We start from the raw sequence: 12,747 nt of genomic DNA on the forward strand, positions 1-12,747 counted from the left end.
CGATAATGCCAAAAAACGTGAAACGTGCCGGCGCGCTCATCGCCGTTGCGCTGTTGCTCGCCAGTTGTTCGTCCAAACCGCCCGTCTCTTTAGTGACGCCTCTTCCGCCGGTGGCAAAACATCCATTGACGGTTAAGTCTTCCAGGGATTCAGGACCCATGCGCGGCGTTTGGCTTGCAACCGTTTCTCGTCTCGACTGGCCGCCCGTGTCATCCGTCAATATTAGCAATCCGACTACGCGCAACGTTGTGCAGAAAAAAGCGCTGACCGATAAGCTTGATAAATTGCAGAGTCTGGGAATTAACACTGTGTTTTTCCAGGTTAAACCGGACGGCTCTGCGTTGTGGCCATCGCAGATATTGCCGTGGTCGGACACATTGACAGGGAAAATGGGTCAAGACCCTGGCTACGATCCGCTGCAATTTATGTTGGATGAAGCCCACAAGCGCGGCATGAAAGTTCACGCGTGGTTTAATCCTTATCGCGTGACGGTCAATACCAAACCCGGAACAGTTGCAGAACTTAATCGCTCTATTTCGCTCAATCCCGCCAGCGTATATATTCTTCATCGCGACTGGATTCGCACGGCCAGCGATCGTTTCGTTCTCGATCCAGGTATTCCCGAAGCCAGAGACTGGATCACCAGTATTGTGGCCGAAGTCGTCTCGCGTTACCCCGTAGACGGCGTACAGTTTGATGACTACTTCTATGCTGAGACGCCGGGTTCAACGCTGAATGATAGCCTTACGTATCAGAAATATGGCAGCGGGTTCAGTTCTAAAGCGGACTGGCGACGGAACAACACCCAACAGCTTATTGAACAAGTTTCGCGAACGATTAAGCAGTTAAATCCTAACGTTGAATTTGGCGTAAGCCCTGCTGGCGTCTGGCGGAATCGTTCACATGATCCTTTAGGATCGGAAACGTCCGGTGCGGCGGCCTACGATGAAGCCTTTGCGGATACCCGTCTATGGGTACAAAAAGGGTTGCTGGATTACATCGCCCCTCAGGTTTACTGGCCCTTTTCTCGCAAAGCGGCTCGCTACGATGTCCTGGCAAAATGGTGGGCGGACGTCGTAAAACCGACCAATACGCGTTTGTATATTGGTGTCGCGCTTTATAAAGTGGGTGAATCGTCGAAGATTGAGCCTGACTGGACCGTCAGTGGCGGTGTGCCTGAGCTGAAAAAACAGCTCGATCTGAATGAATCAGTACCGCACATTGATGGCACGATTTTGTTCAGAGAAGACTATCTGAATCAGCCCCAGGCGCAGGAAGCGGTGAATTACCTGAGAACACGCTGGGGCTCGTGAAGAATAAAAGGCCTATTCCGGTTTCGGTCCGAACATATCCAGAAGCTGTTTCTGGTCCGGCATGCCAACCACCTGCTGAAGCTCATTTTTATCATTCATATAATAAATCGCGGGCGTCGCACTGGCACCCAGATCGTCCATCAGCTTCTGATGTTGCTGAAGCTGATTAAAGGTTTCTCTCGACCTGCTGCCCTCATATTTCGGCAGTGTTTTGCCACCCGATAATTCGTATGCTTTCCAGGCTGTAACGGGGTCGGCAGCATTCAGTATCGCCGTCGCGTTGGCGCCACTTTTTGGGTTTAAAAAAGCCACCAGCAGCGTATTTAATTGCACCTTCCCTGCTTTCACCCACGGCTGCGCTTCGGTCCAAAACGTCTTACAGTAAGGGCAGAAAGGATCGGCAAAAACAAACACTTTTCTCGGGGCGGTATCTGCGCCCTCTTTCAACGGCTGAGTTTTATTGAGTGTTTGCCACATTTCTCGTCCCAGTGGGATATAAATCTCCTTCTGGAAATATTCCTCGCTGATGTTTTTCCCTTTATCGTCATACAGATAACCAGAAATAACATGTTTGCCGTCTGGCGTAAGAAACAGCGTAACGCCCATATCCTGATATTGACCTATCCAGCTTTTAACTCCGCCGGGAGCATCAATTTCTTTAATGTTTTTGATATCCTGCTGCTCGGCAAAATGCTTCACGACGGCAGGAATATCACCGGCAGCAAAGCTCAATGCGGGTAAAAAAAGTGCGATAAAATAAAGACAACGTTTCATTTTTTCTTTCCGGATAATATCGAGTATGTGCGGCAGCATAATTATTGCGAGTCGGTTAACTGAGGCCAGTAAATATCGCCAACGCCATTCAATTGTGGCCGGGCGAATAAGAATCCCTGGAAACGTTTTATTCCGACAGATTCAAGCCAGCACCACTCGTCAATTTGCTCAACCCCTTCAGCCACAAGCGTAATCTCCATATCGGTACAGCAACTGATAATGGATTTCACAATTGCCTGCTTTGGACCGCTACGATGGATATTAGTGATAATCTCGCGGTCGATTTTAATCTTGTCCGGTTGGAATTTCGTGAGAAGCGATAATCCGGCATAACCCGAACCAAAGTCATCAATCGCCAGACCAATTCCCGCCGCACGGAGCTGTTTGATGGCACTATTGAACTGGTTGAAGCCAGAAATCATCTCATTTTCAGTGACTTCTACCACGACCTGTTCCGGCAAAAGATGGTGTTTTGCAATACTTTCCACTAAAAACTCGACCGCGCCGGGTACATTTACCAGCGACATTGGCAGTAAATTAATGGCAATTTTATGATCGCTGATACCGATTTTATCAGCCAGCGCGAAGGCATAGGCTTTCGTTTGCAGGTCGATTTCGTAAATACGGTTCGGGTCCAGGGCATTAAAAAAATGCTCAGGGCTACCGCCATCGTTGCCACGGATCAGGGCTTCGAGCGATGTGATTTTACCTTCAGAAGGATCGACAATCGGCTGGAAGGCAAACTGGCAAATTTGGCTGCTTATCAAACCATCAATGCCGTCACCAAAAGGCGCGTGTTCGCGTTCAAGCTTCCAGTTCTTGGGGCAATAAACTTTTCTGCTTCCCGATTTTTTACCTTGAGTAATAAAGGTCCGAATGAATTTAAATACCCGATCGTCTGAAGTCAGATAACTGTCGAGTTTGCTATAGCGCAATACCGACGCAAGCACCGATTTTGGGCTTTCTACCTGCAGATCAAATAATACCATTCCGACGTTATCAAACCGTCTTCTTGGCCCATAATCACGCAGAAGCTCTACGACACACTGGTGCCGTTTGTCTCCACGGATTTTATGAAAAAGCTTAACGACACTCTCTTCCGTTCCTTCGAGGATCTGCAGAAAGTCCGTCCCGTTACACAGCAAAATGCCGGTAATATTCAGCCCTGCGTTGCGTAGCTTTGCCTGCTCGACAAGTGATGTCAGCGAGAATGGTTCACAGGATGAATTTAACTGGCTTCGATAAATGAGTGTAGTCAGCACAGTAATAAGTCCCGTTTTGATAATTGCGCTTATAAGCGATTGTTTATCATAATTTATAGCTCAGGACTAATGATATTACCGGAATGTGACTTTTTCAGATTTTCTGTGGTTTATATAAGTTACGAAAATGTATACAGTATTTTATTCTGAACCTGTTAGCCTTTCCGCTTGTTTCGCCATACCGTTAAAAATCGCTTCGCTGATATGTGTCGGGAAATCAACCGGTAACGACTGACGCACCCGCTCGATAACCTCATTTGTCATACCGCCCATTTCGACCATCATCTTTTTCGCGCGCGTAGCAGAAAAACCAACACGCTCGGCCGTGGCCGGGAAATGACGTGGTTGAATTTGAGCCCAGTGGTATTGCCGGTTTTTGCCCTGCAACGCCATGGCCATTTTCGCTTTTTGCGCAGAAATACCCTTTGGCCCGAAGATGGGATAGGCCGACAAAATATCATAAAGCGGCGTCATCACGTAAGCCGAATCGGGTTCGATAAACACACTGTAATTTTTTGCATGTCCATCGATCGCGCCTATCAGCCAGTAAAATATCTGCGTGCGGAAAAACGTTTCGCGATCGTGGTTTGAACGGCGCGAGCCCAGCAGCAAGGTCATGATTTCAGCGATGCCTGGCCCGCCGTGAGATTCATATTTTAGCGCAGGTGAATAGCCGAGAGCCTGACACATATCTTCTTGCGGGAGGCGCATCAGCCACTTTCCGTCTCGCGACCATTTACGATCAAAACGCTCGACAATCAGGACTTTCTTGTCGGCATATGTCGCTAACGTTGCCTCCGCCACCGCAAAACCAAATTCACGTGCAAGATGTAAACACAGCCACTCATTCTCACAGCTTTCACTCAGATCAATATTGTTCTGCTCAATTTTCCCGATGGGGAGTTTGAAAATATGGCTGGTTGGCGTGCTGCCGGTGGGCCGTTGCCAACAATCCTGATGCCAGAGCAGCGCCGTTTTTTCTTGCGCGCCGGCAATGGAGATCCTGAAGTCCTGGTCGTCGGTCATCCCCAATGGCGCATTACGATACCCTTCCAGCAGTGCCGCAATCTCGTTATTGGAAAGCGGCGTGGCCTGCATGTGCGTCACAGGGGGTATTTCACTGTTTTCCGGATAGAGCTGGATTGCCCCAACACAATCGCGGCCAACGCTTGCCAGTAAATCGAAAGGATGATCCGTGGGGATTTTAAAGCGCGTTTGCATACGCGAGATAATCGCCTGCGAGTCAGGCAGCAAATTACTAAAGAAGTTATACACCACCTCACCTTCCTGACGACGCGGCGTTAATGGTAGCGACTGTGAAATCACGCGCGCACCCGGCGTGTCGAGCCATGTCTGCGCATATTGCCAGGACATCGCTCCTTTTCCGTTACGATACAGCGTACCGACAACCGTACCGTTCATCGCAACGGTCAGTTTACTGGTTTTCATTTACCACTCCTGCGTCCAGCTGCTGTCCTTTTCTGATACCTGACCCCGGGGCACGACGTGCAGTTCTAAATCCAGTGCTGAAAGCAGACGAAACAGCGTCTCCAGCTTGCTGGTATCCGGGTTTTGTTCAAAGCCTGATACTGTGGTTTGCTTCATCCCCACGCGTTCGGCGGCTTCTGCTTGAGTCAGTTCCAGCGCTTTGCGCTGATCTCTCATGGCACTGGCCAGCATGGTTGATGTGGTAATTTTCATTCTTGCTCCCTTTTTATCCCCGATCGCAGATAAAATAAAAATATCCCCTTGCGGGGATAAAAGCAAATTATACCCGCAAGAGGATATTTACGATTTATCCCCGCCAGAGGATATCCCGCTGACGCGCTGAATCTGGTCGGGCGTTAGTACGTTGCCATTACGATCCGTGACGCGCAGTTTGGCGACGGGTTGGTGTGCCGCATCCACCAAACGCGATACCGATTCACCTTCCTGGAACAGATGTTCTTCCCCCCACTGGCGCAGGGAGACAATCAGGGGAAGCAGCGATTTCCCCTTCTCAGTCAGATGATAGGCTTTATACGCGCCGCCTTCATTTGCCGGAGCCTGCAAGAATATGCCCGCCTCAAGCAGGATTTTTAAGCGCGCCGCCAGTACATTTTTCGCAACGCCGGTGCTTTTTTGGAAATCACTAAAACGGCTCATGCCATCGAAAGCATCACGAATAATCATCAGCATCCAGCGATCGCCCAATAAATCGACAGTGCGCGCCACCGGACAGGTGGTGGTGACAAACGTTTCTTCATGCGTCATAGCAAATACTCATAAAATCTAGTTGCAAATAAAAACCAGAATGGATAATGATTAACTGGTTTTTATTTAAAACCAGATTCAAGGATAAAGCAAATGACCTGTTCGGAATACCCTGGCGTGGCAGCACCGCTATCCTCTCGCCTGATTTTACTTTTTGCGACACTCTGCGCCTTTGCCGTGGCGAACGTTTACATGACGCAGCCGCTGCTGGACCAAATCGCCCTCTCACTCGGCGAGAGAGAATCCAGAATGGGCATGATCATCACCGCGACACAAACAGGTTACGCGCTGGGGCTGATGCTGCTGGTTCCCCTTGGCGACCTGTTTAACCGCAAACGGCTGGTCACGCTCATGCTACTGGCAAGTAGCGGGTTGTTGCTCGCCGCTTCCATGGCCTCTTCTCTTTACGGGTTAAGTGGCATGCTCAGTCTGGTGGGCGCGATGGCGGTGGTCGTGCAAATCATCGTGGCGTTTGCCGCCAGTCTGTCGGCCCCGGAAAGGCGCGGTCAGGTGACAGGCATCGTCACCAGCGGTGTGGTGATTGGCATTTTACTCGCGCGTCTGGTCTCGGGATTTCTGGCGCAGTGGGCGGGCTGGAGAGTCGCCATCATGGTCTCGGCCGGTGCGATGTTCCTGATGGCGTTGCTTTTCATCCGTACTGCGCCGAATGAACCGAAAAGGGAGCTTTCACCCTCGTACAGGCAACTGATGCTGTCGGTATTTTCTCTGTGGCGAGAAATCCCTGCGCTGCGGTCTCGCGGCATTCTGGCATTGCTGATATTTATGAATTTTAGCGTGCTATGGACATCCCTGGTTTTCCCGCTCAGCCATGCGCCGTTTAGTCTGACCACTGCACAAATTGGCCTGTTCGGTCTGGCTGGCATTGCTGGGGCACTGGCGGCAAGACAAGCCGGAATCCTGGCCGATCGTGGCCACGGACAACACGTCACCGGGATTGCGCTGGTGTTGTTATTGCTCTCCTGGCTTCTAATGGCATGGGGCGGATCATCGCTGATAGCGCTGACAGCAGGCATTATTCTGCTGGATTTTTCGGTACAGGCGGTTCACGTCACCAGCCAGAGCATGATTTTTGCAACAAGACCGCACGCCACCAGCAGACTGGTTGCCGCCTATATGTTTTTCTACTCGGTCGGCAGCGCCCTCGGTGCCCTGCTCGCCACCCGGGTCTGGAGCCTATTCGGCTGGACGGGCGTGTGTCTTCTGGGTGCGACGATTAGCGCGCTGGTGCTGCTTTACTGGCTGCTGATTGACAGGATTCGGCACAGCCAGAGAACTGATTAATCCGCTCCAACATATAGTTATAAAACGGGTTCGAGGTAACACGCATCAGCGAGTCCATTCCGACGACCAGCGTCGAGGTTTCTCCGCGCAGGGACATGTTGCCCAGATTGATCCCGTAGCGCTGCGGATCGGTGGGCTGGCTGCCGTAAAGATCGTCATTGGGTGGGAACGGAATCGCGACATGCGAAAGCGAGTAGAGATCGCGCGGATAGGAGATCGTCAGCGGCTGGACGCTTTCATCCCGTTCACCGGCGCGCGTGGTTCTGGCGACCGTCTCTAAACTCTGTGCCGAGGCATTGGTGACCACCGTGGTCGTGAACCGACGCGGCGTGGCCGGTAATAGCGATTCCGCTGCCACATACGCCCCCGGGCGGAACAGGGGTCGCAGCATCGCGGCCTGGTTTATATCGAAAAGAACCAGTGCGCTACCGTTTGCCGGTAACAGGTTAAACAGCGAATCCACCACGCCACGGGTACTGACGGTTGAATCCATAACAGACTGGAAAGCCAGAACCGGCGCAAGAGTCTCGAGCTTGCCACTGCGTGCATCGTTATTGAGCTGTTTCTGCAATGCCTGCGTCAGCAGCCAGGATTGGCGCGCCGCTTTAACCGGAAACGAATTGTATTTAAACGGATTATATTCCGGCAATACGCTCAGCCAGGCCGCTTTGGCGAACGGCGGCAACAACGCCGGTAATCCTGCCAGCCCGGCGAAACGAGCAAACGCATTCACGCGGATCATTGGAGACAGCAGAATTAGCTGCTGTGGTTGGCGCAACTGCGGATCGTCGAGCGCATCGAGGGCGTATTTCATCGCCAGCGCCCCGCCATTGGAATATCCCAGCAGATGCAAAGGCACATCCTTGCCTGCAAGACGGGTCGCTTCACGGACTGCCAGCCGAGTGACCGCCATCCAGTCTTGCCAGTCGACATCGGTGAGCGCACCCGGCGCCGTACCGTGACCCGGCAGACGCGGGGCAATCGCAATAAATCCCTGCTGCTGATAGTCACTGGCAAGGCTTTTCACGCTGTACGGCGAGTCCGTCAGGCCGTGCAGCAATACCACCACGCCTTTCGGCTTTGTACTCGGCATCAAAACAAACGAGCGATTACCCTCATCAGGAAAACGGCCCGACCATACCGGGCTATTACGATAGTAACGATTGAGCGGCGTTTTTTCGTTACCCTGTAACGTATCGGTCACGTCGGTCTGCAAATCATGGAAAATCGCTGTTTCACGCGCCAGATAATCATTAAAGGTGGCCTGATCAATCTCGCGTGCCGACATCTCATTCGCCGTCCATGTATGCCACGGCTGGAGTGCGGGACCCGTTTGCGACTTATAGATCCGGACGGCCAGAAGCACAATGACCACAATGCCCAACGCCTTTGCGCCATTTTTTAGTACAGCCAACAAACGCGTTCGTCTCCGCTGCGGCAGGTTAGTCATGATATGCCCTTTCATGAAAAATTCGTTTTCTATTAAATGTTAACAGAATAGCGGATAGACGAGGCATACGCCGCTGACGTAAAGTCAACGGATGCGCCTACTTATCGTTCTACTCTTTATTTCGGGTTCAGCTTGCGCGGCTCAGCTTGTGCCGCCGCCAGGTTTTACCCAGCCCTTCCCGCAAACGGCAAAAGGGAAATGCGTGCCCCTTCCCGCGCCGTATACCGGTAACCTGGATTTTCGCAGTAAATACGAAGGGTCTGACAGCGCCCGCGCGACGTTAAATCCGGAAGCAGAAAACGCCTTTCGTCAGCAGACAAAACACATTACCGATTTCGAACGCGGCATCTCGGAAATGGTCTGGCGCTATAAACGCAGCGGCGACACGAAAACCCTTAACTGCATTCTGGACGGTTACCGCCGTTGGGCTGACGCGGATGCGCTGACGTCTACCACCGCCAATCATACGGGGCGTTCAATGCGCAAATGGGCGCTGGCAACACTTGCCACGAGTTGGCTGGAACTGGATACCCCGCAAAAAAGCACAGAAACCGAACGCTGGCTGTCAAAGCTGGCCGATCAGGTGGTGAAGGACTGGGACGGACTGCCGCTGGAAAAAACCAATAATCACAGCTACTGGGCGGCGTGGTCGGTGATGGCCGCGTCAGTGGCGCTGAATCGTCAGGATCTGTTTGACTGGTCGCTCAAGGAGTACCGCATCGCGGCTCACCAGATTGATGACAACGGACAGTTGCCCAACGAACAAAAACGCCGTGCGCGGGCGGTGGCTTATCACAACTATGCCCTTCAGCCACTGGTGATGATCGCAAGCTTTGCAAAGGCAAATCAGGTGGACGTCACACAGGAAAATCACGGTGCGCTCACGCGGCTGGCAAGCTATGTTTTGCGAGAAGATAAAACCCATCTGGAATGGCTGGAGCCGTATTGTGCGTTATCGCACTGTGACGATGCGACGTTAACACTGCGCGACGCCAGCCGTCCCTTGAAAAACCGCCGTCTGGGGGGAGATTTGACGGCGTTATATCAACCTTAGATCTGCGCCATACCGCCGTCGACAAACAGCTCAACGGCATTGATAAAGCTGGCGGCGTCGGAGGCCAGAAATGCAACGGCTTTCCCGACTTCCGCTGGCTCACCAATCCGTCCCAGCGGAACCTGCGCCGCCAGTCCATCATAAAGCCCCTGGCGCTGCTCCTCAGGAACCAATCCGCCCAATCCAGGCGTTTTGACCGGGCCCGGACTCACCACATTGACCCGAATACCACGCCCCTGCAAATCCAGCGCCCATGAGCGCGCAAAGTTTCTCACTGCCGCCTTGCTGGCGCTATAAACGCTAAAGTTGGCCGTCCCTTTTACCGAAACGGTAGACGCGGTCAGGATGATGGACGAGCCAGCACTCAGAAGCGGTAACGCCTTCTGGACAGTAAACAGTACGCCACGAACGTTAGTCCCGAATATCCGGTCAAAATGCTCTTCGGTGATGGCACCCAGCGGCAGCATGTCCCCGCCACCGGCGTTGGCAAACAAAATGTCCAGACGCCCCGACTCTTCTGCGATCTGCGCGTAGACCTTATCCAGGTCGTCCAGACGGGAGGCATCCGCCCGAATACCCGTTGCCGACGCGCCAACCAACGCGACAGCATCGTCCAGCTCAAGCTGCCGACGTCCGGTGAGGTAGACTTTTGCCCCTTGCTCCGCCAGTTCCTGCGCGGTGGCAAGACCGATGCCCGTGCTCCCGCCCGTGACCAGGGCAATCTTGCCTGAAAGTGGTTGACTCATTTTCAATCGTCCTCGACGATGTTTCGAATAGGCTGTCAGTCAGCCGGTGAACACACTCTAGTCGCAGAAGAATTAATGAAAAATTAGCAAAAATAGAAAATACTCTTTCCATAGGTGGATAATCAGGTCTCTCAAGGAGAGCGTCATTGTGGATCAATTAATGGCTATGCGCGCGTTTACGCGGGTGGTGGAAACTGGCAATTTTACGCGGGCAGCGGATTCGCTGAACCTGCCGAATGCCACGTTAAGTAAGCTGGTAAAATCTCTCGAAGCCCATCTGGGAGTGCGTCTTCTACATCGCACCACCCGCCGCGTCGTCGCCACGCCTGAGGGACAGGACTATTATGAAAAAGCCTCGCGGGTGCTCATTGATATCGAGGAGATCGACACCGCGTTTAGCGCGTCACAGCGCAGGCCGAAAGGCTATCTGCGCATTGATATCGGTGGGTCTACCGCGCGCGAAGTGCTGATCCCGGCGTTACCGGATTTTTTACAGCGCTATCCGGAAATCAAAATCGATTTAGGCGTGTCCGATCGGCCGGTGGATCTGATTAGCGGTAACGTGGACTGTGTGATCCGTGGCGGCCCACTCGATGACTCATCGCTAATTGCGCGTCATATCGGTGATGCGACGATGGTGACCTGCGCGACACCGGGATATCTGAAGGCCGCGGGTGTGCCTGCCTATCCGGATGAATTACGAAACGGGCACAAGCTGGTGAGTTATTTATCGCCACTGACGGGCAGAGCATTCCCCTTTCGCTTTATCATTGAGGGTGAAATGCGGGAATTCAAAACGCAGCATCATATCGGGGTGAACGAAAGCAATGCGCATTTGGCGGCGGCCGTGGCCGGGATGGGGATTATTCAGACCTTTTGCTATGCGGCGAAAGAGGCCCTGAAAGACGGTACGTTGGTTGAGATCCTGCAGGCATGGCGGCCCGCGAGCTACCCTTTTCATGTCGTTTATCCGCAGAACCGGCACATGACGCATCGGCTAAGGGTTTTTATCGACTGGCTTGCCGAGATATTCCCTTCTGCACTGCGCGGTTAACGCCTCTGAATTAACGCGGCTGAAATGAGCCGGGCAGTCGCCCGGCTTCATGCATGGTACTTAGTTCAGTTTGTAATCCAGCGTGATTTCCGCTTTCAGTACCTGAGAAACCGGGCATCCCGCCTTGGCTTTTTGGATAATGCCGTCGAACTGTTTCGGATCAATGCCAGGTACCGTCACTTTGCTTTGTAACGCAATTTTGCTGATGGCAAAGCCGCTGTCGGTTTTGTCGAGGGAGACATCCGCGGTGGTATCGATGGAATCTGCGGTATATCCCGACTCACCCAGCATGAGCGAAAGCGCCATCGAGAAACAGGCTGCGTGCGCTGCGCCAATCAACTCTTCCGGGTTCGTCCCTTTTTCACCCTCAAAGCGGGTATTAAAGCCGTAGGGCTGCTGATTCAAAACGCCGCTTTCCGTTGAAACCGTGCCTTTGCCGCGTTTAATGTCGCCAGACCAGTGTGCTGAACCGTGCTTATGAATCGTCATTGATGCTCTCCTTTTGGCTTACAAAGGGTTAAGTATAGAACGTCGATTCCGTTCTGAGAGGAAGCCAGAAGAGTCTTAGACCTTAGCGCACAATTGCAGCAGATGATTTGACAGGGCATCGAGAAAAGCGCGCAACGCGGCGGGCTGATAATCTCTCGACAGATAAATACCATAAATCGCGATCGGTTTTGGCGTAAATTCTGGTAACACAGGTACAAGCGCCCCGCTGCTTAGCGCCGATTGCGCCTCCAGTTCGGGTAGCATAGCGATACCGCAATCGTTGATCGCCGCCTCCATCAGCAATGACGAGATACTGGCGCTCAAATTACCGCTGACGGCGGCTGTCACCACGTGCCCTTCCTCGGTAACAAGGTTCCAGGATTGTCCGGCAAAAAAACTGTAATGCAGGCAGTTATGCCCCGCCAGATCGTCAATCGACTGGGGAAGGCCTTTGTCTGCAAGATACGCCGGAGACGCACAAAGCACGGAACGACACTCCCCGAGACGACGGGCAATCATGCCGGGCTCCGGGTTATCGGTAATGCGAATCGCCACATCAATGCGTTCGCCCACCAGACTGACCGGATGATTATTAACATCCATCTCCACGCGTAGCTGCGGATACCGCGACAGGAAATCCGGCAACATGGGCGAGACGATTTGCATCGCCGTAAAATGCGCACAGGCCACGCGTAGCGTTCCGGCGGGGACATCCTTTGCCGACTGGTCTTCGATTTCCTGCGCCAGCTGAATGATATTGCGCACCTTCAGCAAGACCTTTTCTCCGGCGGGCGTGAGCGTCAGCTTGCGCGTTGAGCGGTGAACCAGACGCGTTCCCGCCCACTTTTCCATCTGCTCCAGATAGCGGCTCACCATAGGACGAGAAATCCCCAGTGCGCGCGCGGCGGCACTCAGACTTCCCAGCTCACAAATTCGGTTATAGACCTGGGCGGCGATAACGCGATCCATTTTAACGACTCCATCTGATCGATTTATGAAACTAAGCATGTCTTGTTTCAGGAATTCTCGCAAATGAAGATATCCGTACAA

Annotated in this window: 13 protein-coding genes; 4 read left to right on the forward strand and 9 right to left on the reverse strand. The window is 52.7% G+C overall.

Annotated elements, in window-relative coordinates; genetic code table 11:
* Positions 1–5 precede the first annotated feature (5 nt).
* On the forward strand, positions 6–1,313 hold the full coding sequence (locus tag ACKI5T_RS12385; RefSeq protein ID WP_407437784.1) for a glycoside hydrolase family 10 protein: 1,308 nt from the start codon (positions 6–8) through the stop codon (positions 1,311–1,313).
* A gap of 12 nt (positions 1,314–1,325) precedes the next feature.
* Here ACKI5T_RS12385 and dsbG read toward each other — a convergent pair whose 3' ends face one another.
* From dsbG to ACKI5T_RS12410, 5 genes are all read right to left on the reverse strand, one after another.
* Positions 1,326–2,087, reverse strand: coding sequence for a thiol:disulfide interchange protein DsbG (gene dsbG / locus ACKI5T_RS12390; RefSeq protein ID WP_407437786.1), 762 nt, complete (start codon positions 2,085–2,087; stop codon positions 1,326–1,328).
* Between the two features lie 41 nt (positions 2,088–2,128).
* Positions 2,129–3,349: a diguanylate phosphodiesterase gene (locus tag ACKI5T_RS12395; RefSeq protein ID WP_407437788.1), complete on the reverse strand. Its 1,221-nt coding sequence runs from the start codon at positions 3,347–3,349 to the stop codon at positions 2,129–2,131.
* 141 nt (positions 3,350–3,490) lie between these two features.
* Positions 3,491–4,798 carry a type II toxin-antitoxin system HipA family toxin gene (locus tag ACKI5T_RS12400; protein ID WP_407437790.1) on the reverse strand — a complete coding sequence of 436 codons (1,308 nt, stop codon included), beginning with the start codon at positions 4,796–4,798 and terminating at the stop codon, positions 3,491–3,493.
* Positions 4,799–5,050: a helix-turn-helix domain-containing protein gene (locus tag ACKI5T_RS12405; RefSeq protein ID WP_407437791.1), complete on the reverse strand. Its 252-nt coding sequence runs from the start codon at positions 5,048–5,050 to the stop codon at positions 4,799–4,801.
* An 87-nt stretch (positions 5,051–5,137) separates the two neighbouring features.
* Complete coding sequence (locus tag ACKI5T_RS12410) at positions 5,138–5,602, reverse strand: winged helix-turn-helix transcriptional regulator (RefSeq protein ID WP_407437793.1); 465 nt, start codon at positions 5,600–5,602, stop codon at positions 5,138–5,140.
* Between the two features lie 93 nt (positions 5,603–5,695).
* Here ACKI5T_RS12410 and ACKI5T_RS12415 point away from each other — a divergent pair, with 93 nt between their 5' ends.
* Entirely contained in the window at positions 5,696–6,904 is a 1,209-nt protein-coding gene (locus ACKI5T_RS12415; RefSeq protein WP_407437794.1) for an MFS transporter, read from the forward strand.
* On the opposite strand, the gene ACKI5T_RS12420 is transcribed toward ACKI5T_RS12415, so the two are convergent.
* Positions 6,837–8,354: an alpha/beta hydrolase gene (locus ACKI5T_RS12420; RefSeq protein ID WP_407437796.1), complete on the reverse strand. Its 1,518-nt coding sequence runs from the start codon at positions 8,352–8,354 to the stop codon at positions 6,837–6,839. The genes ACKI5T_RS12415 and ACKI5T_RS12420 overlap by 68 nt on opposite strands.
* Positions 8,355–8,445: 91 nt before the next feature.
* On the opposite strand from ACKI5T_RS12420, the gene ACKI5T_RS12425 reads away from it, so the two are divergent.
* Positions 8,446–9,408 (forward strand): mannuronate-specific alginate lyase, encoded by a 963-nt coding sequence (locus ACKI5T_RS12425; protein WP_407437798.1) that lies wholly within the window; start codon positions 8,446–8,448, stop codon positions 9,406–9,408.
* Here the strand turns inward: ACKI5T_RS12425 and ACKI5T_RS12430 are convergent.
* Positions 9,405–10,154 (reverse strand): SDR family NAD(P)-dependent oxidoreductase, encoded by a 750-nt coding sequence (locus tag ACKI5T_RS12430; RefSeq protein WP_407437799.1) that lies wholly within the window; start codon positions 10,152–10,154, stop codon positions 9,405–9,407. The genes ACKI5T_RS12425 and ACKI5T_RS12430 overlap by 4 nt on opposite strands.
* A 148-nt stretch (positions 10,155–10,302) precedes the next feature.
* Between ACKI5T_RS12430 and ACKI5T_RS12435 the strand changes: the two genes are divergently transcribed.
* The gene (locus ACKI5T_RS12435; RefSeq protein WP_407437801.1) at positions 10,303–11,208 is read left to right on the forward strand and encodes a LysR family transcriptional regulator; all 906 of its coding nucleotides are present in this window, start codon (positions 10,303–10,305) and stop codon (positions 11,206–11,208) included.
* A 60-nt stretch (positions 11,209–11,268) separates the two neighbouring features.
* Here ACKI5T_RS12435 and ACKI5T_RS12440 read toward each other — a convergent pair whose 3' ends face one another.
* Positions 11,269–11,697: an OsmC family protein gene (locus ACKI5T_RS12440; protein WP_059178942.1), complete on the reverse strand. Its 429-nt coding sequence runs from the start codon at positions 11,695–11,697 to the stop codon at positions 11,269–11,271.
* A 75-nt stretch (positions 11,698–11,772) separates the two neighbouring features.
* Entirely contained in the window at positions 11,773–12,666 is an 894-nt protein-coding gene (locus ACKI5T_RS12445; protein WP_407437802.1) for a LysR family transcriptional regulator, read from the reverse strand.
* Positions 12,667–12,747 lie beyond the last annotated feature (81 nt).

Source organism: Lelliottia sp., from assembly GCF_045627565.1.
Taxonomy (GTDB): Bacteria; Pseudomonadota; Gammaproteobacteria; order Enterobacterales; family Enterobacteriaceae; genus Enterobacter.